The sequence below is a fragment of the Streptomyces antarcticus genome (assembly GCF_026627255.1).
GTDB lineage: Bacteria > Actinomycetota > Actinomycetes > Streptomycetales > Streptomycetaceae > Streptomyces > Streptomyces antarcticus.
The window spans coordinates 17,644-43,326 of record NZ_JAPNLM010000027.1 but is presented as its reverse complement, the minus strand read 5'-3'; the positions used below and the strand labels follow the sequence as shown (position 1 = coordinate 43,326).

Below are 25,683 nucleotides of genomic sequence, written 5' to 3'. Positions count from 1 at the left end.
CGCCGCGGCCCGACGCCCCTGTCAATGAACGGAGTTACCGCATGAACCTGCGCTCCAGCTGGGTGGCCCAGACCGGCCAGACCCGCGAGGACACCCGGCTCACCCAGACCGGCGCGACCACCCCGGTCAACCCCCTCCAGGCCCGCTCGGGCATCCTGCCCGGCTCGTACGACGGCCAGTACCGCCTCTCCGGCTTCTGGCTGGAGGGCACCGCGGCCATGGCCGCCACCCTCCACGAGGGCCGCGCCGTCATCCAGGGCATGAGCGGCCAGGGCGTCTACCCGGTGACGCTGCCCGGGACCGTCGTCCTCACCTTCGCCGACGGCGACGCCCAGGCGGGCCGCGTCGACCTCGTCGTGCTGCGCGTGTACGACAGCTCGTACGACACCTCCGGCAAGTACGAGGCCGTCATCGAGATCGTCCAGGGCACCCCGGCCGCCGCCCCGGCGGCGCCCGCGGCCCCTCCGCTCTCGCTGCCCCTCTACCAGGTGGCCGTCCCGGCCGGCGCCAGCGCCGGCAAGGGCGGCATCCCGTGGGGCTCGGGGCTGACGGACCTGCGCAGCACCACCGTGGGGATCGGCGGCATCCTGCCCGTCGTCGGCGATACGGGCAAAGGCTCCTACCCGGGCCAGTACCAGGACGCCGCCACATCCCTCCAGCGCTGGGACGGCGCGGCCTGGGTCCCTTACCCGTCCGCCCTGGGCGGCATCGCCCCCAAGGGCACCCTGACGACGGCCAGTTACGCGGGCCAGTACCGCGACACCCCCCAGCGGGTCCTCCAGCGCTGGAACGGCAGCTCCTGGCTGTCCGCCTTCCCCGCGCCGCTGTTCGCCGAGTCCCGCGACGCCGGATTCCTCACCTCCGCCACCTACACCTCGGCGCTCCAGGACACCGGCGTCACCGCGCTGACGCTGGCCTTCACCGGCCCCGTGTCGGGCGCGGCGCTGCTCACCCTCGGCGCCCGCGCCTGGACCACCGACACCCCGGGCGGGTACGCGTACACCTCCGTGCGCATCACCCAGGGCTCGACCGTCGTCTGGGAGCCCGACGACGAGCGGGCCGCCATCGCCTCCGGGGCGTTCGCCAACTCGGTGTCCACCGTCCTGCGGCTGTCATCGCTGAACGGCGACGCCCCGTACACGGCGACCGTGATGCACCGCGGCTCCCAGGCGACCGCGCGGACCTGGTTCGACAGCATCTTCCTGCGCCTCGACCCGCTGTTCTGAGGCCCCGAGCCACCCCGGTCCGTCCCGAGAAGAACCCCAGAAGGAGAAATCCGTGAACCTCCGATCCGCCTGGCTCGCCGTGACCGGCCAGACCCGTTCCGACACCCGCGTCGCCCCGCTCGGTGCCTTCACCCCCGTGTCCCCGGTCGCCAGCCGGTCCGGCATCCTGCCCGGCTCGTCCGACGGCAAGCTGCGGATCTCCGGTTTCACGATGGCCGGCACCACCGCGATGGGCGCGACCGTCTACCCCGGCCGGGCCATCGTCCAGGGCACCGACAGCCAGGGCGCCTACCCGGTCGCGCTCACCCAGAGCACCGCGCTGACCTTCGCCGACGGCCACGGCGTGTACGGCCGCATCGACCTCGTGGTCCTCCGCGTCTACGACAACGAGTACGACGCCTCCGGCCGTGCCGAGGCCGCCGTCGAGGTCATCCGGGGCACCCCGGCCGCGACCCCGGCCGCCCCGGCGACCCCGGCGCTGTCCCTCCCGCTGTACACGGTCACCGTCCCGGCCGGCACCAGCGCGGGCGCGGGCGGCATCAACTGGAACACGGCGCTCGTCGGCCTGCGGTCGGCCACGGTCGCCGTCGGCGGCATCCTGCCCGTCACCACCGACACGGCCTTCGGCGCGTACCCGGGCCAGTACCGGGACGTCCCCGGCGGCTTGGAGCGCTGGGACGGAGCGGCCTGGCTGCCGTACCCGGCCAGGCCCGTCTGGCAGGACTGGACCCCGGTGTGGACGACGGCGACCGGCGCGGGCCTCCCGTCCTTCGGGGACGCGTCCATCGCCGCCCGCTACATCCAGCAGGGCCCGACCGTGCACTTCAACTACTCGATCACCTTCGGCGCGTCCACCAACTTCGGGGCCGGCGCCTCCACCCCCGACAACTGGCGCTTCACCCTCCCGGTCAAAGCGGCGTGGATGACCCGCTGCGTCGGCTTCGCCGAGCTGAGCGCCGCCGTCAGGGAACGGGCCGTGGCCCGGATGCGGCTCACCTCCACGTCCTTCTTCGAGCTGGAACTCTCCTCCGGCATGCCCAGCGGGGAGAACGTCCTCTACTCCGGGCTCGCCGACTCCGTCACCCCGTGGACCTGGGCCGCCACTCACAGCATCAGCGGCTCCGGCACCTACGAGGCCGCCAAGTGAGCACCCACACCCCGTACCGCGCGATCTTCTGCGACGTACGCACCGACCGGACCATCGACATCCTGCCGCTGCGGGACGTCTCCATCGACGACTTCATCGGCAAGCCGGGCGCGCTGTCCGGCACCGTCCCGATCCCGGACAGCGCCATCGCCGCGCGGGTCGCCCGCATCGAGGAGGGCCGCACCGCGGTCTACCTGGAACGTGGCGGCGACCTGTGGTGGGGCGGGATCATCTGGACCAGCACCCTGCAGAGCGACGGGCGCGGCGTGCTCTCGCTGAGCCTGCAGGCGGCGACGTTCGACTCGTACGCCGCCCGGCGCCGCATCCGCGACACCGTGTCGTTCCCGGCGACCGACCAGCTGGAGCTCGCCCGTGAACTCTGGCGGCAGCTGCAGCGCGCGGAGGGCGGCGACATCGGCGTCACCTACGGCACCGAGAGCTCCGGCCGGCTGCAGGCCGCGTCCTGGCGGGACGGCGACGAGGTCCTCTACTCCGAGGCGATCGAGGGCCTGGCCGCGGCGGAGAACGGCTTCGAGCACCAGATCTCGGTCTTCCGCGATCCGGTCACCGGTACCCGGACCCGCCAGTTGCGGCTGGGCAGCCCCCGCATCCACACCGGCGTCACCGACCTCGTACTGGACCGGCCGGGCGCGATCCTCTCGTACTCCTTCCCCCGCGACGCGACGCGGGGCGGCACCACCGCCCGGGCCCGCGGCGCCTCCGTCAACGCCAACCAGGCCGAGGAATCGCGGCCGGTGTACTCGGACGAGCTGGTCGCCCAAGACCTGATCGACGGCGGCTGGCCCCGGATCGACCTGTCCTCGGACCACAACACGGTCGGAGACAAGGCCGTGCTCACCTCGCTGGCCTCGGCCGAGCTGGCCCGGGCCCGGGGCGCCGTGGTCATCCCGGCGATCACCATCCGCCTCGGTGGCGTGGTACCGCCGACACTGCTCGGCCGCACCGCCCGGATCCGCATCACCGACGAGTGGTACCCCGAGGGCCTCGACGCCCGCTATCGGATCATCGGCGCCAAGGTCACCCCGCCGGAGCGGGGCCGCCCGGACACCGCCGAGCTCTATCTGGAGGAGGTCTGATGCCCCAGCTGCCCGAGGACATCATCGATCGGCTGACCGCGATGGAACGCCGCATCCAGCAACTGTCCACGGCCGTCAACACCCGCCCGGCGCTCAACAGCGTTTCCGGCGGGGAGGTGCGGATCACCGACGGCGGCTCGCTGTCGGTGATCGAACCCGGCGGCACCAAGATCCTCGGTGCGGGCTTCTGGTCGACGACCGAGTACGGCATGGAGATCAAGCGGCAGAGCGGCAAGACCGCCCTGAGCGTCCGCAACGTCACCGCCGGCGATTACGACCAGGCGTTCCGCGTCTTCGACGCCTACGCGCACGAGCTCTTCTCCGACGACGTCGTCAAGGGCGGCCTGGCCCGCCCCTGGCTGGCGATGCTCCCTCCGCAGGACACCTCCACCGCTCGCTGGCCCCAGACCACGAGCACCGCCTGGACCACCGTCGCCCGCTCCTTCAACCCGCTGTGGCAGCCCCGGATGCGGCTCAACTTCCTCACCGCGGCCGCCGCCGGGGTCACCGGCCAGGTCCGGGTCCTCGTCGACGGCGTCCAGTGGGGCGACCCGGTCACCACGCCGGCCGCCTTCGACCGTACCGCGCTGGTCGTCGAGGACCTCGCCACCCGCTTCGGCAGCCTGGTGAAGGTGGAGATCCAGGCCATGGTCACCGGCGGCACCGGGGCCGTGTTCGCCCAGCCGCTGATGATGTACGGCACCCAGAGCTGACCCACCCCGCCCCGAGAGGACCCGACCTGCCCATGGACATCGACCCGACCCAGCCCTGGGGCATCGCCATCGACTACGCGGGCCGCGCCACCGTCAGCGAGGCCGGCCACACCATCCACGTACGGGTCTACGACGCCGGACTGGGCAGCAGCCAGGAACCGGACCCGGTCAACGGCTACCCGGCCGTGTACGTCACCGCCCAGTTCGCCGAGAGTGGCGGCCTCGGGGCGCAGCTGCGCGGCTCCGGCCAGGTCGTCCTGGAGCCCCCGGCCGACGGCCCGGTGACCCCCGACCCCACCGCGGTGGCCGCGGCGGTGGCCGCGTCCCTCACCGATTTCGCCCACCGCGCCACGGCCTACCGCACCCTCTGCGCCGCCTGGCCCACCACCCCGTAACCCAGCACCGACCCCGCCGCCCCGGCGCATCCACAGACAGCCCCGTCGGCGTCTGAGGCGCCGCCCCGGCGCCGCGTTCCCAGCCCCGCCGGCGTTCGAGGCGCGGATCCGGGCAGCGCCCGGCGGCCCCGCGCAGCGGACACCACGACCGGCCCCCACCCCGCGCCCCCACCCCGCGCCCCCACCCCGCGCCCCCACGCGGAACTTCCGCATGCCCGAAGGAGCCCACCATGCCCGCACCCCTGCCTGCCCAGACCCTGCTGGAAGCACTCCGCGCCGAGGGGGCCAACGTCGTCGAACACCCCGGCTGGCGCACCCACAACCGCAACCACAGGGGCGCCTGGGGCCCGGTCAACGGCATCATGATCCACCACACCGTCAGCACCGGCAGCGCCTCCAGCGTCGCCCTGTGCCGCAACGGCTACACCGAGCTGCCCGGCCCGCTCTGCCACGCAGTCATCGACAAGGCCGGCACCGTCCACCTGATCGGCCACGGCCGTACCAACCACGCCGGACTCGGCGACGGCGACGTACTGGACGCCGTCGTCGCCGAGTCGTCCCTGTCCGCACCCCGCCGCAACGACACCGACGGCAACGCCCACTTCTACGGCTTCGAGTGTGTCAACCTCGGCGACGGCCGCGACCCCTGGCCGGAGGCACAGCTCGACGCCATCGAGCGCGCCTCCGCGGCCCTGTGCCGCGCCCACGGCTGGCAGGCCGCCTCCGTCATCGGCCACAAGGAGTGGACCGGCAGCAAGGTGGACCCGCGCGGTTTCACCATGGAGTCGCTGCGCGCCCGGATCGCCGCCCGCCTCTCCGCCACCCCCACCCGCCCCACCCCGCCGTCCGGCGGCTCCGGCGGCTCCGGCGGCTCCGGCAACGGCACCCGCTACGCCCCGTTCCCCGGCGCCGCCTTCTTCCAGGGCTCCCCCTCCTCCCCGGTCGTCACCGCCATGGGCCGCCGCCTGGTCGCGGAGGGCTGCTCCGCCTACTCCCTCGGCCCCGGCCCGCAGTGGTCGGAGGCCGACCGACGCTCCTACGCCAAGTGGCAGCGCAAGCTCGGCTTCCGCGGCGCCGACGCCGACGGCTGGCCGGGCCGCGCCTCCTGGGACGCCCTCAAGGTCCCCGCCAACTGAACGCCCCCCGAGAGAAGGTCCACCATGTCCGACGCGGCGAAACGCACCCTCCGCACCCTTGTCCAGACGGCCGTCGCCCTGGCCGTCCTGCTGCCCGCCGTCATCGACGCGTCCGGCCTCCCGGCGAGCCTCCCCTGGGTCGCCGGCGCCCTCGCGGCGGCCGGTGCCCTCACCCGCGTGATGGCCCTGCCGGGCGTCCAGGCCGTCCTGCCCGGCTGGCTCCGTACGGAGTGGCCGTACGACCGGGACCGGGAGCTCCTCGCCCTCGCCGCCCGCACCGACCGACCGGGCGAGGGCCACCGGAGCGAGGAGGGCGACCGCGCATGACGGAACCCGACCCGCTGTCCGTGGCGGTGGAACTGGAGCGCCTGCGCGGAACGATGGAGGCCGGCTTCGCCAGGGTCGACGGCTCCCTCGCCCTGCTGGTTCAGCGCAGCGACCAGACGGACCGGCAGCTCGCCGACCACGAGTCCCGCCTCGACTCCCTGGAACGCTCCCGCTGGCCCCTGGCCAGCCTGACCGCGCTGGCCGCGGTCGCGGCGGTCATCATCACCGCCTGGCAGACGGCCCGGTAGACCGCTGCCCCGGCAGGACCGGCACACCCCGCCGACACCCGCGCCGGGCGGCCCCACGACCGCCCGGCGCGGCCCGGCCCCACCGGACCCGAGGAACGCGCCCAGCGCGCACGCACCCCGCCCGGACAGCACGCCCACCGCCCCGGCGACCGTACGGGCGGCCCCGGGCGGCTCCCGCCCGGCCGCCGGACCCGTACCCGGCCGGTCCCCGCGGGCCCCGCAGCACAGACCGGCACGGAACGGCACGGACCATTACGGACCATCACGGACCCGACGGCGCCCTAAGCTGCGCATCGCCCCCGCGCAGTGCGCGAGCGTCGACCAAGCAGGGAGCAGGACCTTGGGGACCGCCACACAGGAGCAGACCAGCGTCGAAGACGCCCGCTTCCGCCCCGATCCGGCCCCCCGCGCCCCGTCCCGCAAGCGCCGTCCGTACGGTCCCCTGCTCGCCTTCCTCGTCACCTCGGGGGCGGTCTGCGCCGCCTGGGCGGCCCGCGGCACCCACCCTTTCGGGGGAACCGGCCGGGCCGTCAACGACCAGGCCAACCAGTACGTCCCCTTCCACCGGGCGCTGTGGGACCTGGTCCACGGGCAGGCCGCCGGCGACCTGCTGTTCACCTGGCGCGGCGGCTTCGGCCAGCAGTTCCTGTCCGACCACCACACCTACCTCGGCAACCCCTTCTCGTGGCTGGCCGTCCTCGTCCCGCGCGACCACGTCGACCTCGCCGTCTTCGCGCTCACCCCGGTCACGACGGGCACCGCCGCCGCGCTGATGACCGTCTACCTCGGCAGGCTGCACCCCGGCCCGTGGTGGCAGCGCGGCGTCCTCGGCGCCTGCTACGGGCTGTGCGGCTGGGCGCTCAGCGACGCCTCGTACATCCCCATGTGGCTGTGGGGGCTGGTCGCGCTCCCGCTGCTCGGCATCGCCGTGGAGTGGTGCCTGGAAGGGCGCCGCTGGCCCGGCGCGGCCCTCCTCGTCGCCCTCGCCTGGTACGGCAACTTCTACACCGCGATGATGGCCACGATGGCCGCCTGCGTCCTGCTCGCCGTCCGCCTGATCACCCTCGACCTGACCGGCGCGCAGCGGCTGCGCGCCGTGTGGCGGGCCTCGACCGCGGCCGCGACCGGGATCCTGCTCACCCTCCCCCTGCTCCTGCCGTCGTTCCTGTCCAGCGGCGCGGCCCAGCCCACCCGGGCCGCCGCCTTCGACCCGGTCGGCATCGACGTCTTCCTCACCGGCGTGCTCCCGGCCACCCACCTCTGGGGCGGCAGCCCCCGGCTCTGCGTCGCCTCGCTCGGCCTGGTCCTGGCCGGCTCCTTCGTCCTCAACACCGGGATCCGGGGCCGGACCCGCCTGGTGTGGGCGGCCGCGGTGGCGCTGGTCGCCGCCTCCTTCCAGTTCCCGCCCACCCAGTACGTGTGGCACGGGCTGGCGGTGCCGAACGGCAACCCGTACCGCGAGACCTTCGTCTTCAGCGGCCTGGTCGTCGTCCTCGCCTGGCTGGCGCTGGCCCACCGGCCGCGCCCGCTCCACCTGGCCCTCTCCGCCGCGCTGCTGGTGGCGGCCGCATTCGCGCTCCGCCACACCCCCGACTTCGGCGGCTGGACCTGGCCCGCGGTCCTCGGCGGCGGCTCCCTCTCCCTGCTGGCCCTGGTCCTGCTGCGGCTCGGCGAGAAGCGCCGGTTCCTGATCCCCGCGGCCGCCGTGCTGATGGTCGGCGTCGTCCTCGCCGAGTCCACGCTCGCCGGCGTCAACGCCGACGCCCGGCGCGCCCGCGAGCGCTGGGCGAAGCCGGCCGCCACCTCGAGCCGGTCGATCGACCGGCACTTCGCCGCCGTCCGGGACGCGGAGGGCTGGCCCGCCCACCGGACCGACTCCGGCGCGCCGCAGACCTCGTACAACGACCCGCTCGCCCTGCGCGCCGAAGGGCCGCAGTTCTACAGCAGCTACCTCCCCGAGGCCACCTTCCGGGCCCTCGAACCCCTCGGCTACGGCTACAAGAACGACGGCCGCACCTTCTTCGGCGCCGACAACCCCGTGCTCGACGCGATCTTCTCGATCGGCGCCCGCGTCCGCCCGGGGAACACCCCCGGCACCTGGACCGCCCGGACCTTCCCGGCCCCGCCCCTGGTCACCGTACGGTCGGCCCGCTACGCCTCGCCCCACCCCGCGGGCAGCGTCTACGCCCGCCAGGAGGCCGTCCTCGGCGCCACGGTGTACGAGGTCCCCCGGCCCGCCCGCCGCGGCAGCGCCGCCGTGCAGACGTACGCCGCCCGCTGCACCCCCGGCTCCGAGGCCTACTGGTACTCCCCCGCGCTCTACGGCACCCTCGCCGCCGGTGGTTCCGAGCAGCCCCTGAAGTACCGGGCGACGGGCGTCGTCCCGCTCGGCCGGGTCCCCGCCTCGGGCCGCGTCGACGCCACCGTGCGGACCCGCACCCGGGGGGCCACGGCCGGCTCCCACCCCATCGGCTGCCTGGACCGCCGGGCGCTCGACGGGGCCGTGGCCGCGCTGACCGCGACCGGCGCCACCCGGATCGAGGCCGCCGGGCACACCCTCGAGGCAGCCCTCCCCCGGGGCGCCCGCGGCACGGCCGTCATCGCCACCACCGCCGTACCCGGCTGGCGGTGCTCGGCCCCCCTGAAGCCCTTCCACGGCCTGCTCGCGGTGGACCTCCCCGCCGGCGCCGACGAGGTGTCCTGCACCTTCACCCCGCGAGGCCTCACCCCGGGCCTCGCCGGCGCCACCCTCGCCCTCCTCGCCCTCACCTCGGCCGCGGTCGCCTCCCGCCGCCGCCACCGCGCCTGAGCCCCCGCGGGGGCTCAGGCGACACCGGTCCCCCGCTCCCGGGCACGAAGAAGCCCCCCGCACTCCTCACGGAGTACGGGGGGCTTCTTCTCACGCCTTACGCGTCGACGGACTCTCAGCCGTTGTACGGGCCGTAGTCGTAGTCCTCCAGCGGGACAGCCTGGCCGGAGCCGGTGCCGAAGGGCGAGTAGTCGATGTCGTCGTAGCCGACGGCCGAGTACATCGCGGCCTTGGCCTCCTCGGTGGGCTCGACCCGGATGTTGCGGTAGCGGGCGAGGCCCGTACCGGCCGGGATGAGCTTACCGATGATGACGTTCTCCTTGAGGCCGATCAGGGAGTCGGACTTGGCGTTGATCGCCGCGTCCGTCAGAACCCTGGTCGTCTCCTGGAAGGACGCCGCCGACAGCCACGACTCGGTCGCGAGCGAGGCCTTGGTGATACCCATCAGCTGCGGACGGCCGGAGGCGGGGTGACCGCCCTCGGTGACCACACGACGGTTCTCGGTCTCGAACTTCGACCGCTCGACCAGCTCGCCCGGCAGGAGCTCCGCGTCGCCGGACTCGATGATCGTCACGCGGCGCAGCATCTGCCGGATGATGATCTCGATGTGCTTGTCGTGGATCGACACGCCCTGCGAGTTGTAGACCTTCTGGACTTCGCCGACCAGGTGGACCTGGACGGCACGCTGACCGAGGATGCGCAGCACGTCGTGCGGGTTGGTGGCACCCGCGGTGAGCTTCTGGCCCACCTCGACGTGGTCGCCCTCGTGCACGACGACCTTGGCGCGCTTGGAGATCGGGAACGGCGTCTCCTCGCTTCCGTCGTCGGGCGTGATGACGATCTTCTTCGTCTTCTCGGTCTCCTCGATCCGCACGCGGCCGGCGGCCTCGGAGATCGGGGCGACACCCTTCGGCGTACGGGCCTCGAAGAGCTCGACGACACGCGGCAGACCCTGCGTGATGTCGTCACCGGCCACACCACCGGTGTGGAAGGTACGCATCGTCAGCTGGGTACCGGGCTCACCGATGGACTGGGCGGCGATGATGCCGACCGCCTCACCGATGTCGACCAGCTTGCCGGTGGCGAGCGAGCGTCCGTAGCAGAAGGCACAGGTGCCGACCGCGGACTCACAGGTCAGGACCGAGCGGGTCTTGACCTCCTCGACGCCGTTGGCGACCAGGGCGTCGATGAGCACGTCACCGAGGTCGACGTTGGCCGGCGCGATGACCTTGCCGTCGATGACGACGTCCTCGGCCAGCATGCGGGCGTAGATCGAGGTCTCGACGTCGTCGGCCTTGCGCAGCGCGCCGTCCTCGCCGCGAACGGCGATCTTCAGCTTCAGGCCGCGCTCGGTACCGCAGTCCTCCTCGCGGATGATCACGTCCTGCGAGACGTCCACCAGACGACGGGTCAGGTAACCCGAGTCGGCGGTACGCAGGGCGGTGTCCGCCAGACCCTTACGGGCACCGTGCGTGGAGATGAAGTACTCCAGAACGGTGAGGCCCTCACGGAAGGACGCCTTGATCGGACGCGGGATGGTCTCGTTCTTCGCGTTCGACACCAGACCACGCATACCGGCGATCTGTCGCATCTGCATCATGTTTCCTCGGGCACCCGAGTCAACCATCATGAAGATGGGGTTCGTCTTGGGGAAGTTCGCGTTCATCGCCTCGGCAACCTCGTTGGTCGCCTTGGTCCAGATCGCGATGAGCTCCTGCGTGCGCTCGTCCTTGGTGATCAGACCGCGCTCGTACTGCTTCTGGACCTTCTCGTCCAGGTCCTCGTAGCCCTTGACGATGGCCTTCTTGGCCTCGGGCACGACGACGTCGGAGATGGCCACGGTGACGCCCGAACGGGTCGCCCAGTGGAAGCCGGCCGCCTTCAGGTTGTCGAGCGTCGCCGCCACGATGACCTTGGGGTAGCGCTCCGCCAGGTCGTTGACGATCTCGGAGAGCTGCTTCTTGCCCACCGAGTAGTCGACGAACGGGTAGTCCTCGGGCAGCAGCTCGTTGAAGAGCGCGCGGCCCAGGGTGGTGCGCAGCCGGAAGCTGTCGCCCGGCTGGAACTCCTGCTCGCCCTCTTCGGCGACCGGGTGCGCCCAGCCCCGCGGCGGGATGGTGCCCACCGGGAAGCGGATGTCGACGGCCGACTGGAGCGCGAGCTCGCCGTTGTCGAACGCCATGGTCGCCTCGGCGGACGAGCCGAACGCACGGCCCTCGCCCTTGACGTCACGGAGCTCGCCGTCGGTGGTCAGGAAGAACAGACCGAGGACCATGTCCTGGGTCGGCATCGTGACCGGACGGCCATCGGCGGGCTTCAGGATGTTGTTCGAGGACAGCATCAGGATGCGGGCCTCGGCCTGCGCCTCCGCGGAGAGCGGGAGGTGCACGGCCATCTGGTCACCGTCGAAGTCCGCGTTGAACGCGGTGCAGACGAGCGGGTGGATCTGGATGGCCTTGCCTTCGACCAGCTGGGGCTCGAAGGCCTGGATGCCGAGGCGGTGCAGCGTGGGCGCACGGTTCAGGAGGACCGGGTGCTCGGCGATGACCTCTTCGAGCACGTCGTAGACGACCGTGCGGCCGCGCTCGACCATGCGCTTCGCCGACTTGATGTTCTGCGCGTGGTTCAGGTCCACCAGGCGCTTCATCACGAACGGCTTGAAGAGCTCCAGCGCCATGGCCTTGGGCAGGCCGCACTGGTGCAGCTTCAGCTGCGGGCCGACGACGATCACGGAACGCGCGGAGTAGTCCACGCGCTTGCCGAGGAGGTTCTGGCGGAATCGACCCTGCTTGCCCTTGAGCATGTCGCTCAGGGACTTCAGGGGACGGTTGCCGGGACCGGTCACCGGGCGACCACGACGACCGTTGTCGAAGAGGGCGTCCACGGCCTCCTGGAGCATGCGCTTCTCGTTGTTCACGATGATCTCGGGGGCACCGAGGTCGAGAAGGCGCTTCAGGCGGTTGTTGCGGTTGATCACGCGGCGGTACAGGTCGTTCAGGTCGGAGGTCGCGAAGCGGCCACCGTCCAGCTGCACCATCGGACGAAGGTCCGGCGGGATCACCGGCACGCAGTCCAGAACCATGCCCTTGGGCTTGTTGCTGGTCTGCAGGAACGCGGAGACGACCTTGAGGCGCTTGAGCGCGCGGGTCTTCTTCTGGCCCTTGCCGGTACGGATGATCTCGCGGAGGCGCTCGGCCTCCTCCTCGAGGTCGAAGGACTCCAGGCGCTTCTGCAGCGCGGCGGCGCCCATGCAGCCGTCGAAGTACGTGCCGAAGCGGTCACGCAGCTCGCGGTACAGGAGCTCGTCGCCCTCCAGGTCCTGGACCTTGAGGTTCTTGAAGCGGGCCCAGACCTCGTCGAGGCGGTCGATCTCGCGCTGGGCGCGGTCACGGAGCTGCTTCATCTCGCGCTCGGCACCTTCGCGCACCTTGCGGCGTACGTCGGCCTTCGCGCCCTCGGCCTCGAGCTCGGCCAGGTCGGTCTCGAGCTTCTTGGCACGGCCTTCGAGGTCCGCGTCGCGGCGGTTCTCGATCTGCTGGCGCTCGACGGAGACGTGGGCCTCCAGCGACGGGAGGTCGCGGGTGCGGCGCTCGTCGTCCACGAACGTGATCATGTACGCGGCGAAGTAGATGACCTTCTCGAGGTCCTTCGGCGCGAGGTCCAGCAGGTAGCCCAGGCGCGACGGGACGCCCTTGAAGTACCAGATGTGGGTGACGGGAGCGGCGAGCTCGATGTGGCCCATCCGCTCGCGGCGCACCTTGGCACGCGTGACTTCGACGCCACAGCGCTCACAGATGATGCCCTTGAAGCGGACACGCTTGTACTTGCCGCAGTAGCACTCCCAGTCCCGGGTCGGGCCGAAGATCTTCTCGCAGAAGAGTCCGTCCTTCTCGGGCTTGAGCGTGCGGTAGTTGATGGTCTCCGGCTTCTTGACCTCGCCGTGGGACCAGGTTCGGATGTCGTCCGCGGTGGCAAGGCCGATCCGCAGCTCGTCGAAGAAGTTGACGTCGAGCACTGTGCGTCAATCCCTCTTTCGGGGTCGAGTCTCAATCATGGTCTGAACGGTCCCGGGGATGACGGGGGGCTCTTGAGCGAGCCCCCCGTCAGGCCCGTCAGACCTCTTCGACGCTGCTCGGCTCGCGCCGGGACAGGTCGATACCGAGCTCCTCCGCCGCGCGGAAGACGTCCTCGTCGGTGTCGCGCATCTCGATGGACATGCCGTCCGAGGACAGCACCTCCACGTTGAGGCAGAGCGACTGCATTTCCTTGATGAGCACCTTGAAGGACTCGGGAATGCCCGGCTCGGGGATGTTCTCGCCCTTGACGATCGCCTCGTAGACCTTCACGCGGCCGGTCACGTCGTCGGACTTGATGGTCAGCAGCTCCTGGAGGGCGTAAGCGGCGCCATAAGCCTCAAGCGCCCACACCTCCATCTCACCGAAGCGCTGTCCACCGAACTGTGCCTTACCACCCAGCGGCTGCTGCGTGATCATCGAGTACGGACCGGTCGACCGAGCGTGGAGCTTGTCGTCGACCAGGTGGTGGAGCTTGAGAATGTACATGTAGCCGATGGAGACCGGCTCCGGGAACGGCTCGCCGGAGCGGCCGTCGTACAGGTGCGCCTTACCGGTCGGCAGGACCAGGCGGTCCCCGTCGCGGTTCGGGATGGTGTGCTCGAAGAGGCCGGCGAGCTCGTCCTCACGGGCGCCGTCGAACACCGGGGTGGCGACGTTGGTACCGGGCGCGACCTTGTCGGCACCGATGGCCTTCAGACGCTCGGCCCAGTCCTCGGCCAGGCCGGAGACGTCCCAGCCGCGGCTGGCGAGCCAGCCGAGGTGGATCTCCAGGACCTGTCCCGGGTTCATTCGGGACGGGACACCCAGCGGGTTGAGGATGATGTCGACCGGCGTGCCGTCTTCCAGGAAGGGCATGTCCTCGATCGGAAGGATCTTGGAGATGACGCCCTTGTTGCCGTGGCGGCCGGCGAGCTTGTCGCCGTCGGTGATCTTGCGCTTCTGGGCGACGTAGACGCGGACCAGCTGGTTCACGCCCGGGGGAAGCTCGTCGCCCTCCTCGCGGTCGAAGACGCGGACACCGATGACCTTGCCGATCTCACCGTGAGGGACCTTGAGCGAGGTGTCGCGCACCTCGCGGGCCTTCTCACCGAAGATCGCGCGGAGCAGGCGCTCCTCCGGGGTCAGCTCGGTCTCGCCCTTGGGCGTGACCTTGCCGACCAGGATGTCGCCGGCGACGACGTCCGCACCGATGCGGATGATGCCGCGCTCGTCGAGGTCCGCGAGGACCTCCTCGGAGACGTTCGGGATGTCCCGAGTGATCTCCTCGGGGCCCAGCTTGGTGTCACGGGCGTCGACCTCGTGCTCCTCGATGTGGATCGAGGAGAGGACGTCGTCCTGTACGAGGCGCTGCGACAGGATGATCGCGTCCTCGTAGTTGTGACCTTCCCAGGGCATGAACGCCACGAGCAGGTTCTTGCCGAGGGCCATTTCGCCCTCTTCGGTCGCGGGACCGTCGGCGAGGACCTGCGACTCGATGATCCGGTCGCCCTCGTCGACGATGACCTTCTGGTTGACCGAGGTGCCCTGGTTCGAGCGGGAGAACTTCGCGACGCGGTACGTGGTGTACGTGCCGTCGTCGTTCGCCACGGTGACGTAGTCGGCCGAGACCTCCTGGACGACACCGTCCTTCTCCGCGCGGATCGAGTCACCGGCGTCGACCGCACAGCGGTACTCCATGCCGGTGCCGACGAGCGGCGCCTCCGCCTTGATCAGCGGAACGGCCTGGCGCATCATGTTCGCGCCCATGAGGGCGCGGTTGGCGTCGTCGTGCTCGAGGAAGGGGATCATCGCGGTCGCGACGGACACCATCTGGCGCGGGGAGACGTCCATGTAGTCGACGTCGTCGCCGGCGATGTAGTCGATCTCGCCACCACGACGGCGAACCAGCACGCGGTTCTCGGTGAAGCGCATCTCGTCGTTCAGGCCGGCGTTGGCCTGGGCGATGACGAAGCGGTCTTCCTCGTCGGCGGTCAGGTAGTCCACGTCGTCCGTGACGACACCGTCGATGACCTTGCGGTACGGGGTCTCGACGAAGCCGAACGCGTTCACGCGGCCGTAGGACGCGAGCGAGCCGATCAGGCCGATGTTCGGGCCTTCGGGGGTCTCGATCGGGCACATGCGGCCGTAGTGCGACGGGTGGACGTCTCGGACCTCGAAGCCGGCCCGCTCACGGGACAGACCGCCGGGGCCCAGCGCCGACAGGCGGCGCTTGTGGGTCAGACCCGACAGCGGGTTGTTCTGGTCCATGAACTGCGACAGCTGGCTGGTGCCGAAGAACTCCTTGATGGAGGCGACGACCGGCCGGATGTTGATCAGGGTCTGCGGCGTGATGGCCTCGACGTCCTGAGTCGTCATGCGCTCGCGGACGACGCGCTCCATACGAGCCAGACCCGTGCGGACCTGGTTCTGGATGAGCTCGCCGACGTTGCGCAGACGACGGTTGCCGAAGTGGTCGATGTCATCGGTCTCGACCACGATCGAACGGCCGGACTCGCCGGTCGTCTCGGTCTCGCCGGCGTGCAGCTTGACCAGGTACTTGATCGTTGCGATGACGTCGTCGGTGGTGAGCACGCCGGCGTCCAGCGGCTCGTCGGCGCCGAGCTTCTTGTTCACCTTGTAGCGGCCGACCTTGGCGAGGTCGTAGCGCTTCGGGTTGAAGTAGAGGTTCTCGAGCAGCGTCTGAGCGGCCTCGCGGGTCGGCGGTTCGCCCGGACGCAGCTTGCGGTAGATGTCGAGCAGCGCGTCGTCCTGACCCTGGGTGTGGTCCTTCTCCAGGGTGGCGCGCATGGACTCGTACTCGCCGAACTCCTCGAGGATCTGCTCGGTGGTCCAGCCGAGAGCCTTCAGGAGGACGGTGACGGACTGCTTGCGCTTGCGGTCGATGCGGACACCGACCATGTCGCGCTTGTCGATCTCCATCTCGAGCCAGGCACCCCGGGAAGGGATGATCTTGGCCGCGAAGATGTCCTTGTCGGACGTCTTGTCGATGGAGGAGTCGAAGTAGACACCGGGGGAGCGGACAAGCTGCGACACGACGACACGCTCGGTGCCGTTGATGACGAAGGTGCCCTTGTTGGTCATGAGCGGGAAATCGCCCATGAAGACCGTCTGAGACTTGATCTCTCCGGTCTCGTTGTTCGTGAACTCGGCTGTGACGAACAGCGGCGCCGCGTACGTGAAGTCGCGGTCCTTGCACTCGTCGACAGAGTTCTTCGCCGGCTCGAAACGGTGGTCGCGGAAGGTCAGCGACATCGACCCGGAGAAGTCCTCGATCGGCGAGATCTCCTCGAAGATCTCTTCCAGACCGGACTTGGTGGGGACGTCCTGTCCACTCTCAAGCGCCGACTCGACGCGAGACTTCCAGGCAGCGTTGCCGAGGAGCCAGTCAAAGCTCTCGGTCTGCAGCGCCAGGAGGTTCGGAACCTCGAGGGGCTCCTTGATCTTTGCAAAGGAGATGCGCAGCGGGGCGGTGCTGGCACCGTTGTTCGTATTGGTCGAGGCGTTGCGCGAGGCGGCCAAGAGGGGGTCCTTCCGAGGGCTCGGACTCACTACGCGCGTACCGGTCCCAGCTGACACAGAAGACCTTCGTTATCCGATCCGGCCGAACGGCCAGGTCAGGACGATCAATCAGGTGTGCTCAAACGTGGGTATGCCCCTGGCGACGGGCAGGGGGCAGCTAACAGGCAGCGCAAAGGGTCAGTGTAGCCACTTGGCTCACTGATGTCCAGACCAGGTTTCCGGAAACCGGCAACAGGCCTTCCCCATGTCGTCAATCAAACCCTGCGTCCAACGCTTCGGCTCTCGTACCTCGTACACAGAGCGCGTATCAGTACTGCCCTCTTCGTAGTCGATCCATGCCTCGGATCCCGGATCGAACTGTCCGAGCGGGCCCGAGCCGGCGACGGATCTGAGAATTGCGCGCCGCGTCCCGTTCGTCAAGGCCCCCTGCTCCGAGCGGATCATCTTCGGACCCTGCCGCGGGGCAACGATGATCACCCTACTCCCCAACGAGACCAGGGCAAGTCAGGCACTGCGGGTACGCCGAAGGGCGACCACCCTTACGGGTGATCGCCCTTCGCGGGAGCCTCAGAGAGGCCCCAGAGGTGTTACTTGACCTCGACAGCCGCGCCGGCGGCCTTGAGGGACTCGGCGGCCTTGTCAGCGGCCTCCTTGGCGACCTTCTCGAGAACGGGCTTCGGGGCGCCGTCCACGAGGTCCTTGGCCTCCTTGAGGCCCAGGGAGGTCAGCTCACGCACGACCTTGATGACCTGGATCTTCTTGTCGCCGGCACCGGTGAGGATGACGTCGAACTCGTCCTGCTCCTCCGGGGCCTCGGCAACGGCGCCCGGACCGGCCGGGGCGGCGGCGACGGCCGCGGCGGCGGTGACGTCGAACTTGTCCTCGAACGCCTTCACGAACTCGGAGAGCTCGATGAGGGTCATCTCCTCGAACTGGGCGAGGAGGTCGTCCTGAGAGAGCTTCGCCATGATGGGCGATCCTTCCACTAATTCGGCAGGTGCCGGATGTATAGAGAGGCGGGCGTAACGGCCCGCTACGACCCACGCACTAGGCGGCGTGGATCATTGCGCGAGCCGAATTACTCGGCACCGCCCTGCTCGGCGAGCTTGACGCGAAGCGCTTCCGCAGTGCGGACGAACTTCGACGGCAGCGCCTGGAAGAGCGAGGCAGCCTGAGACTGCTTGCCCTTGAACGCGCCGGCCAGCTTGCTGAGCAGAACCTCGCGGGACTCGAGGTCCGCAAGCTTCTTGATCTCATCGGCGGTCAGCGCCTTACCGTCAAGGACACCGCCCTTGATGATGAGGTTCGGGTTCTCCTTGGCGAAGTCACGCAGGCTCTTCGCCGACTCCACCGGGTCACCGGTGATGAAGGCGACCGCGGTCGGACCAGCGAAGTGCTCGTCCAGCGCGGTGATCCCGGCCTGGTTGGCCGCAATCTTGGTCAGCGTGTTCTTCACCACGGCGTACTGGGCGTTCTCACCGAGCGAACGACGCAGCGTCTTGAGCTGCGCCACGGTGAGACCCCGGTACTCGGTCAGCACGGCGGCGTTCGAGCTCTGGAACTGGTCCGTGAGCTCGGCTACCGCGGCAGCCTTGTCGGGCCTTGCCATAGAGCGTCGGCCTCCTTCCGGGTGATGAGGACCGCTCAGAAGGGGCTGAACAAAACGAAACGCCCCGGCGCAAGCGCACGGGGCGTAAGCTCAACCGAATCGCTCCGGGAGCCTGTCCACGAACACCTGCGCAGGACGTCCGCATTCAACGGATCCTTCGGCCACCGCACCCTTGCGGGCACGGCAACGACCAGCGGTCTTTGGCTTCTCCCGAAGCGTACGTGAAACGGCCCAGCCGAGGCAAATCGCCTCAGGCGGTGCCGCCGCCTTCCTTCATCTTCTCCGCCAGGTCCACGACCTGGTCGGCCGGCGGAGCCGTGATCTCGACGGGCTTGTTGACGTCAAGGAACTTGACGGTGACGTCCATCGGGCCCGAGGTGCCCTGGCCGCGGGTGCGGAACTGCCTGGTCTGGTCGGCCTCGTCGATCCAGATGTCCATGGTCAGTTCCTTGATGCCCTGGGCCTCGAGCATCTTCAGGTTCCTGTCCTGCCGGGCCTTGGCCTCGGGCGTGGTGGCGGCGCTCTGGCCCTTCAGCTGGTCCAGCGAGACCGTGCCCGTCAGGTGCGTGGTCTTCTGGCCGTCGATGGTCTCCTCGCCGACCGTCTTCAGGTCCTTGGCCGCGCTCAGGTCGCCGGCCTTGTCCCCCGGGTTCTCGCCCTGCTGGCCGGCGCCGAGGGCGTCCAGCCGCTTGGCCTGGTCCGGGGCCATCGCCTTGAGGTCGAACTTCATCCACTTGCCCTCGCTGCCCAGGTAGAGGGCACCGTCGAGGAGGCGGATGCCGACGTCCTTCCCGGGCGCCTCGGGCGAGGCCACCGTCATGGACATCGCGACGGCGGGCTTGAGGCGCATGGAGGCCTCGCCGGAGATCGGCCGGCCCGCCGTGCTGCCGGACATGGTGTACCGCAGCGAGGTGATCTCCTCGGACTTCTTCCTCGTCTTCTCCAGGAACGCGGCCGGCGTGACGGCCACCGGCGTCTGGGCGGCCTGGGACGGCGCGGGGGCGGCGGCGCCGTCCTTCTTCGCGCCCTTCCCGTCCTCGCACGCCGTGGCCCCGCCCACGAGCAGTACGGCGGCCAGCGCGGCGCCGATGGTCTTCCTGCGGTATGCAGACATGGAGGTCCCCACCCCTTGTGTGATCGTCATTTGATCCCGACTTTACGTTCCCGTACCAAGCAAACGCGCGTCCATTACGGGCCTCGTGCCCGCTATGTGGCACGGCACACGAAAAGCGGGCCCCCCACCGCCCGTGAAGGGTGGTGGGGGGCCCGCTCAGCCGTGCGGAGAGCCGGTCGGGCTCAGACCGCGGCCGGGTCTTCCTCGACGAGGAGGTTCCGGGTGCGGTTGGAGTCCAGCTGGATGCCGGGGCCCATGGTGGTGCTCAGGGCGGCCTTCCTGATGTAGCGGCCCTTCGCGGCGGACGGCTTCAGACGCAGGATCTCGTCCAGGGCCGCGCCGTAGTTCTCGACCAGCTGCTCATCGGAGAAGGAGACCTTGCCGATGATGAAGTGCAGGTTCGAGTGCTTGTCGACGCGGAACTCGATCTTGCCACCCTTGATCTCGGTGACAGCCTTCGCGACGTCCATGGTGACGGTGCCGGTCTTCGGGTTCGGCATGAGGCCACGGGGACCGAGCACGCGGCCGAGGCGGCCGACCTTGCCCATGAGGTCCGGGGTGGCGACAACGGCGTCGAACTCGTTGAGGCGGTTGCCCTTGGCGATCTCGCCGATCAGCTCGTCGTCGCCGACGATGTCGGCGCCGGCGGCTTCCGCGGCCGCAGCACGGTCACCGGTCGCGAAGACCAGGACCCGGGCGGTCTTGCCGGTGCCGTGCGGGAGGTTCACGGTGCCACGCACCATCTGGTCGGCCTTGCGCGGGTCGACACCCAGGCGGAAGGCGACCTCGACGGTGCTGTCGAACTTGGTCGCGGAGGTCTCCTTGGCGATACGGACGGCCTCGAGCGGGGCGTACTGCTTCTCCCGGTCGATCTTGGCGTCCGCAGCGCGGAGAGTCTTGCTGCGCTTCACTTCTGCTCCTGTGTTGTGATTCAGGCGTGGAGTCGTGGTGCGGACCAGCGCTTGGTCCTACCACTGGTGGTACTGGGGGGTGGCTGAATCAGCCTTCGACCGTGATGCCCATCGAACGCGCGGTGCCGGAGATGATCTTCTCCGCGGCGTCGATGTCGTTGGCGTTCAGGTCGGGCATCTTGAGCTCGGCGATCTCGCGGACCTGGGCGCGCGTCAGCTTCGCGACCTTGGTCTTGTGCGGCTCGCCGGAGCCCTTCTCCACGCCCGCGCTCTTCAGGATGAGGCGCGCGGCCGGCGGAGTCTTGGTGATGAAGGTGAAGGAGCGGTCGTCGTAGACCGTGATCTCCACCGGCACGACCATGCCACGCTGCGACTCGGTCGCGGCGTTGTAGGCCTTGCAGAACTCCATGATGTTGACGCCGTGCTGACCGAGCGCGGGGCCGACCGGCGGAGCCGGGTTGGCCGCGCCGGCCTTGATCTGGAGCTTGATAAGCCCCGTGACCTTCTTCTTCTTGGGAGGCATTGCTCTCTCCGGGTCCTAGTGAGAGTTTTCAGCCGCACATCCGGTCATCCGGACGGAGGCATACCGCACCACGATAACGGGTATCGGCGCGGGGCTAAAAACCGAGCAGGTCAGACCGCCCTTGAGGGGCGATCTGACCTGTCCGGAAGCTGTGGCTCAGAAGCCGTCACTCACGCGAAGTGGATCAGCGCGGGGTCAGTTCTTCTGGATCTGGTCGAAGCTGAGCTCGACCGGGGTCTCGCGGCCGAAGATCTCGACGAGACCCTTGACCTTCTTCGAGTCCGGGTTGATCTCGTTGATGGTCGCCTGCAGCGTCGCGAACGGGCCGTCGGTGACGGTGACCGAGTCGCCGACTTCGAAGTCCAGAACCTCGATGGTCCGCTTGACGGCGGGCGCGGGCAGGCCGGCCTCTTCCGCGGCGGCCTTGGCGGCCTTCTCCTGCGCCTCCGGGGCGAGCATCTTGAGGATCTCGTCCAGCGTCAGCGGGTACGGGTCGTACGCGTTGCCGACGAAGCCGGTGACACCAGGCGTGTTGCGGACGACGCCCCAGGACTCGTTCGTCAGATCCATGCGGACGAGAACGTAGCCGGGCAGCTTGTTCTGCCGGACGTTCTTGCGCTCGCCGTTCTTGATCTGGACGATCTCTTCCTCGGGCACCTCGGCCTGGTAGATGAACTCCTCGACGTTCAGCGAGACGGCGCGCTGCTCCAGGTTGGCCTTCACGCGCTTCTCGTAGCCGGCGTAGGTGTGGATCACGTACCACTCGCCGGGCAGCAGGCGCAGCTCCTCGCGGAGGGCCTGGACCGGGTCGACGGGCTCGACCGGGGCGGCCTCTTCGGCCTCCTCGTCGCCGTCGGCCTCGGCCGCGGCCTCGACGTCGTCGGCAGCCTCGTCGTCGTCGGCCTCTTCGACCTCGGCGTCGTCCTCGACCTCGGCGTCAGCCTCGCCTTCGGCCTCGACGTGCAGCGCGGCCTCCTCGGCGGCGACACCCGCCTCGGCGTCTGCGAGCTCGGCCTCGTCGGGGTCCACGGCGTCGGCAGCCTCGACGATGTCGAGCTGGTCCTCAACGGACTCGACGGACTCGACGGACTCGTCGCTCGCGTTCAGGTTCGGGTCAGACACGGTGGCTGCTTCTTCCTGGATACAAAAGGTGGTGGAACATGCGAAAACGGGCGGCACCCATCAAGGCGCCGCCCTCCGCGGGGATCAGCCGAAGACGAACTTGATGGCTTCCTGGAACCCATAGTCAATCACGGTCACCAGACCGATCATGATGACCACGAAGACAATCACCACGGTGGTGTACGTCGTGAGCTGGTTGCGAGTGGGCCATACAACCTTGCGGAGTTCCGCGACGATCTGGCGGTAGAACAGCGCGAGACGACCCAGAGGGCCCTTCTTGCCGCGCTTACCGCCCTTGCGGGCCTTCTTCTCGCGCGTCTCGTCCTCGGCGTCAGGCATGTCGATGGAGCCCAGGGCGTCCGTCACGTCTCTCACCTGAATCCGGGTCGTGGCCGTACCGCGCCCGGTTGCGCCGCACGGCGTTGCAGAAGTACGTACCTGCGCACACACATCCTCGAAGTGGAGTGTGGAGCAGGGCCGGAGGGACTCGAACCCCCAACCGCTGGTTTTGGAGACCAGTGCTCTACCAATTGAGCTACGACCCTTTGCGTTCCCCAACCTACCGCATCCGGGCGAGTGCACGGAGTGCTCACGCTCTGGAGCGGCTGGCGAGGTCCAACGACAGGTGAGTGTACGTGAACCGGGCCCTGACGTCGAACAGAACCCTCCCTGACATCCGTGCGGTCCGGTAACTGAAACGGTGTGCGGCCGTTCTCAACGGTCTGGGACGATTGGCCGCATGACCTCTGCAACGCCTTCCTCCGAGCGCCGGGTGTCCGCCCGTATCGGCGCCATTTCCGAGTCCGCCACCCTCGCCGTGGACGCCAAGGCCAAGGCCCTCAAGGCCGCCGGGCGCCCGGTGATCGGCTTCGGTGCCGGCGAGCCCGACTTCCCGACCCCCGACTACATCGTCGAAGCCGCCGTCGAGGCCTGCCGTAACCCCAAGTACCACCGCTACACGCCGGCCGGCGGTCTCCCGGAGCTGAAGGCCGCCATCGCCGCGAAGACGCTGCGCGACTCCGGCTACGAGGTCGACGCGTCGCAGGTCCTGGTGACCAACGGCGGCAAGCAGGCGATCTACGAGGCCTTCGCGGCCATCCTGGACCCGGGTGACGAGGTCATCGTCCCGGCTCCGTACTGGACCACCTACCCGGAGTCCATCCGTCTCGCCGGCGGTGTCCCGGTCGAGGTCGTCGCCGACGAGACCACCGGTTACCGGGTGTCCGTCGAGCAGCTGGAGGCCGCGCGCACCGAGCGCACCAAGGTCGTCCTCTTCGTCTCCCCGTCCAACCCGACGGGCGCCGTCTACTCGGAGGCCGACGCCGAGGCGATCGGCCGCTGGGCCGCGGACAAGGGCCTGTGGGTCCTGACCGACGAGATCTACGAGCACCTGGTCTACGGCGACGCGAAGTTCGTCTCCCTGCCGGCGATCGTCCCCGAGCTGGCCGACAAGTGCATCATCGTCAACGGCGTCGCCAAGACGTACGCGATGACCGGCTGGCGGGTGGGCTGGATCATCGGCCCGAAGGACGTCGTCAAGGCCGCGACCAACCTGCAGTCGCACGCCACCTCCAACGTCTCCAACGTGGCCCAGGTCGCGGCGCTGGCCGCCGTCTCCGGCAGCCTGGACGCGGTGCACGAGATGCGTACCGCGTTCGACCGCCGCCGCCAGACGATGGTGCGGATGCTGAACGAGATCGACGGCGTCCTGTGCCCGACCCCCGAGGGCGCGTTCTACGTGTACCCGTCGGTGAAGGACGTGCTCGGCAAGGAGATCCGCGGCAAGCGCCCGCAGACCTCCGTCGAGCTGGCCGCCCTGATTCTGGACGAGGCCGAGGTCGCGGTCGTCCCGGGCGAGGCCTTCGGCACCCCCGGCTACCTGCGCCTCTCGTACGCCCTGGGCGACGAGGACCTGGTGGAGGGCGTGTCCCGGATCCAGAAGCTCCTGGCGGAGGCCAAGGCCTAGACCGGCCCGCGGCGAACCCCCGAGTGGCGGTCACCCCCCGAGGGCGGCCGCCACTCGCCATTCCCGGCACAGCCATCCAGGCCGACGTACCTCCAGCCCCGCCGGCGTCCGAGGCGCGGGGTCCGGGGCGGAGCCCCGATCTTGAGCCCCGCCGGCGTTTGAGGCGCGGGTCCGGGCGGAGCCCGGGAGGCCCGCGCAGCGGACCGGCCGCCGCCTCCACTCCCCCTCCGCGCACGCTCGCGCGTTCGAGCAAGCCCCCGATAGGTAAAACGCCCTCCCGCTCAGCGCGTGCGTACGGCAGGATCACCAGATGGAGCACGCACGCGACCTCACGCTTCTGCCGAAAGCACACCTCCACCTGCACTTCACCGGCTCGATGCGACCATCGACCCTGCTGGAGCTCGCCGACAAGTACGGCGTACGCCTCCCCGACGCCCTGACCGGCGGGGAGCCGCCCAAGCTGCGCGCCACCGACGAGCGCGGCTGGTTCCGCTTCCAGCGGCTGTACGACGCCGCCCGCTCCTGCCTCCGCGAGCCCGATGACATCCGCCGCCTGGTCCGCGAGGCGGCCGAGGAGGACGTACGGGACGGCAGCGGCTGGCTGGAGATCCAGGTGGATCCCACCTCCTACGCCCCCCTGCTCGGCGGCATGATCCCGGCCGTCGAGATCATCCTCGACGCCGTCGACTCGGCCTCCCGCGAGACCGGCCTCGGGATGCGGGTGGTCATCGCCGCCAACCGCATGAAGCACCCCCTGGACGCCCGTACCCTGGCCCGCCTCGCCGTGCGGTACGCCGACCGCGGCGTCGTCGGCTTCGGGCTCTCCAACGACGAACGCCGTGGCATGGCCCGCGACTTCGACCGGGCCTTCGCCATCGCCCGCGAGGGCGGCCTCCTCGCCGCCCCGCACGGCGGGGAGCTCACCGGCCCGGCCTCGGTCCGCGACTGCCTGGACGACCTGCACGCGGCCCGCATCGGGCACGGCGTACGGGCCGCCGAGGACCCGCGGCTGCTCAAGCGCCTCGCCGACCGGCAGATCACCTGCGAGGTCTGCCCCGCCTCCAACGTCGCCCTCGGGGTGTACGAGCGGCACGAGGACGTACCGCTGCGGACGCTCTTCGAGGCGGGCGTCCCGATGGCGCTGGGCGCGGATGACCCGCTGCTGTTCGGGTCCCGGCTGGCGGCCCAGTACGAGATCGCCCGTACGCACCACGCCTTCACGGACGCGGAGCTCGCCGAGCTGGCCCGCCAGTCGGTGCGCGGTTCGGCCGCGCCCGAGGAGGTGCAGGCCAAGCTGCTGGCGGGGATCGACCAGTGGCTCAGCGGGTGAGCCGCAGGTCCCCCTCGTAGCAGTCGGCGCGCACCCGGCCGCCGTCCGGGAAGCCGATCTCCAGGTGGGTGCGGCCCTGCTCGGGCAGGGCGTACTCGGCGACCGAGGCGACGGTCTCGCCGAGGTGGCGCAGGAAGGGGTGGTCGCCGAGGTCCTCGCCGACCTCGATGCGGCCCCACTCCCCCATGTCGTACGGCGCGTGCGGCGCCGCGGACTCGACGATGAGGCACTGGTCGGATCCGGTGGTGATCCGGATGGAGTCGCCGACGCTGTCGATCAGCCAGACGTCGAGGGGGGCCTCGGAGCGCTCGCCGTCGCTGATGTGCCAGGACGCGACGACTCGGCTGAGCGTGCGCCCCACGAGGCGGGTGGGGTCCGTACCGGCCCCGTGGAGGGGACAGAGCATGGGCGGCCG

Annotated in this window: 21 protein-coding genes and 1 tRNA gene; 11 read left to right on the top strand and 11 right to left on the bottom strand. The window is 70.0% G+C overall.

Going from position 1 to position 25,683, the window contains the following annotated elements; genetic code table 11:
• The first annotated feature begins 41 nt into the window (after positions 1–41).
• The 9 genes from OTB16_RS31230 (at position 42) to OTB16_RS31190 (ending at position 9,098) form a co-directional block, all read left to right on the top strand.
• A complete protein-coding gene (locus OTB16_RS31230) occupies positions 42–1,226 on the top strand; it encodes a hypothetical protein (protein ID WP_267724719.1) in 1,185 nt (394 codons plus the stop codon).
• 52 nt (positions 1,227–1,278) lie between these two features.
• Entirely contained in the window at positions 1,279–2,373 is a 1,095-nt protein-coding gene (locus OTB16_RS31225; RefSeq protein ID WP_267724717.1) for a hypothetical protein, read from the top strand.
• Complete coding sequence (locus tag OTB16_RS31220; protein WP_267724715.1) at positions 2,370–3,470, top strand: hypothetical protein; 1,101 nt, start codon at positions 2,370–2,372, stop codon at positions 3,468–3,470. The genes OTB16_RS31225 and OTB16_RS31220 overlap by 4 nt, the downstream gene beginning before the upstream one ends.
• A complete protein-coding gene (locus OTB16_RS31215) occupies positions 3,470–4,183 on the top strand; it encodes a hypothetical protein (protein WP_267724712.1) in 714 nt (237 codons plus the stop codon). The genes OTB16_RS31220 and OTB16_RS31215 overlap by 1 nt, the downstream gene beginning before the upstream one ends.
• A 32-nt stretch (positions 4,184–4,215) precedes the next feature.
• Positions 4,216–4,578: an ATP-binding protein gene (locus tag OTB16_RS31210; RefSeq protein ID WP_267724711.1), complete on the top strand. Its 363-nt coding sequence runs from the start codon at positions 4,216–4,218 to the stop codon at positions 4,576–4,578.
• A 230-nt stretch (positions 4,579–4,808) separates the two neighbouring features.
• A complete protein-coding gene (locus tag OTB16_RS31205) occupies positions 4,809–5,714 on the top strand; it encodes a peptidoglycan-binding protein (RefSeq protein WP_267724708.1) in 906 nt (301 codons plus the stop codon).
• Between the two features lie 24 nt (positions 5,715–5,738).
• Entirely contained in the window at positions 5,739–6,041 is a 303-nt protein-coding gene (locus OTB16_RS31200) for a hypothetical protein (RefSeq protein ID WP_267724706.1), read from the top strand.
• Positions 6,038–6,289 carry a hypothetical protein gene (locus OTB16_RS31195; RefSeq protein ID WP_267724704.1) on the top strand — a complete coding sequence of 84 codons (252 nt, stop codon included), beginning with the start codon at positions 6,038–6,040 and terminating at the stop codon, positions 6,287–6,289. The genes OTB16_RS31200 and OTB16_RS31195 overlap by 4 nt, the downstream gene beginning before the upstream one ends.
• A 340-nt stretch (positions 6,290–6,629) precedes the next feature.
• Positions 6,630–9,098, top strand: coding sequence for a YfhO family protein (locus tag OTB16_RS31190; protein WP_267724701.1), 2,469 nt, complete (start codon positions 6,630–6,632; stop codon positions 9,096–9,098).
• Between the two features lie 115 nt (positions 9,099–9,213).
• Here the strand turns inward: OTB16_RS31190 and OTB16_RS31185 are convergent, their stop codons facing one another.
• From OTB16_RS31185 to OTB16_RS31140, 10 genes are all read right to left on the bottom strand, one after another.
• Entirely contained in the window at positions 9,214–13,113 is a 3,900-nt protein-coding gene (locus OTB16_RS31185; protein ID WP_267724700.1) for a DNA-directed RNA polymerase subunit beta', read from the bottom strand.
• Positions 13,114–13,210: 97 nt separating this feature from the next.
• On the bottom strand, positions 13,211–16,693 hold the full coding sequence (gene rpoB / locus OTB16_RS31180; protein ID WP_267724697.1) for a DNA-directed RNA polymerase subunit beta: 3,483 nt from the start codon (positions 16,691–16,693) through the stop codon (positions 13,211–13,213).
• A 587-nt stretch (positions 16,694–17,280) separates the two neighbouring features.
• Positions 17,281–17,661, bottom strand: coding sequence for a 50S ribosomal protein L7/L12 (gene rplL / locus OTB16_RS31175; RefSeq protein ID WP_267724694.1), 381 nt, complete (start codon positions 17,659–17,661; stop codon positions 17,281–17,283).
• Positions 17,662–17,771: 110 nt separating this feature from the next.
• On the bottom strand, positions 17,772–18,302 hold the full coding sequence (gene rplJ / locus OTB16_RS31170) for a 50S ribosomal protein L10 (protein ID WP_267724692.1): 531 nt from the start codon (positions 18,300–18,302) through the stop codon (positions 17,772–17,774).
• 250 nt (positions 18,303–18,552) lie between these two features.
• Positions 18,553–19,416 carry an SCO4651 family lipoprotein gene (locus OTB16_RS31165; protein WP_267724690.1) on the bottom strand — a complete coding sequence of 288 codons (864 nt, stop codon included), beginning with the start codon at positions 19,414–19,416 and terminating at the stop codon, positions 18,553–18,555.
• 182 nt (positions 19,417–19,598) lie between these two features.
• Positions 19,599–20,327: a 50S ribosomal protein L1 gene (gene rplA / locus OTB16_RS31160; RefSeq protein ID WP_267724687.1), complete on the bottom strand. Its 729-nt coding sequence runs from the start codon at positions 20,325–20,327 to the stop codon at positions 19,599–19,601.
• 88 nt (positions 20,328–20,415) lie between these two features.
• Positions 20,416–20,850, bottom strand: coding sequence for a 50S ribosomal protein L11 (rplK, locus tag OTB16_RS31155; RefSeq protein ID WP_267724684.1), 435 nt, complete (start codon positions 20,848–20,850; stop codon positions 20,416–20,418).
• 195 nt (positions 20,851–21,045) lie between these two features.
• Positions 21,046–21,972: a transcription termination/antitermination protein NusG gene (gene nusG / locus OTB16_RS31150; protein ID WP_267724682.1), complete on the bottom strand. Its 927-nt coding sequence runs from the start codon at positions 21,970–21,972 to the stop codon at positions 21,046–21,048.
• A gap of 84 nt (positions 21,973–22,056) precedes the next feature.
• Entirely contained in the window at positions 22,057–22,338 is a 282-nt protein-coding gene (gene secE, locus OTB16_RS31145) for a preprotein translocase subunit SecE (RefSeq protein ID WP_030825982.1), read from the bottom strand.
• 106 nt (positions 22,339–22,444) lie between these two features.
• Positions 22,445–22,517, bottom strand: a tRNA-Trp gene (locus tag OTB16_RS31140).
• A gap of 194 nt (positions 22,518–22,711) precedes the next feature.
• On the opposite strand from OTB16_RS31140, the gene OTB16_RS31135 reads away from it, so the two are divergent.
• Entirely contained in the window at positions 22,712–23,938 is a 1,227-nt protein-coding gene (locus OTB16_RS31135) for a pyridoxal phosphate-dependent aminotransferase (protein WP_267724674.1), read from the top strand.
• 310 nt (positions 23,939–24,248) lie between these two features.
• Positions 24,249–25,268, top strand: a complete 1,020-nt coding sequence (locus OTB16_RS31130) for an adenosine deaminase (RefSeq protein WP_267724670.1) — start codon at positions 24,249–24,251, stop codon at positions 25,266–25,268.
• Here the strand turns inward: OTB16_RS31130 and OTB16_RS31125 are convergent.
• A complete protein-coding gene (locus OTB16_RS31125; protein ID WP_267724668.1) occupies positions 25,258–25,674 on the bottom strand; it encodes a hypothetical protein in 417 nt (138 codons plus the stop codon). The two genes, OTB16_RS31130 and OTB16_RS31125, sit on opposite strands and share 11 nt — an antisense overlap.
• Positions 25,675–25,683: the final 9 nt, after the last annotated feature.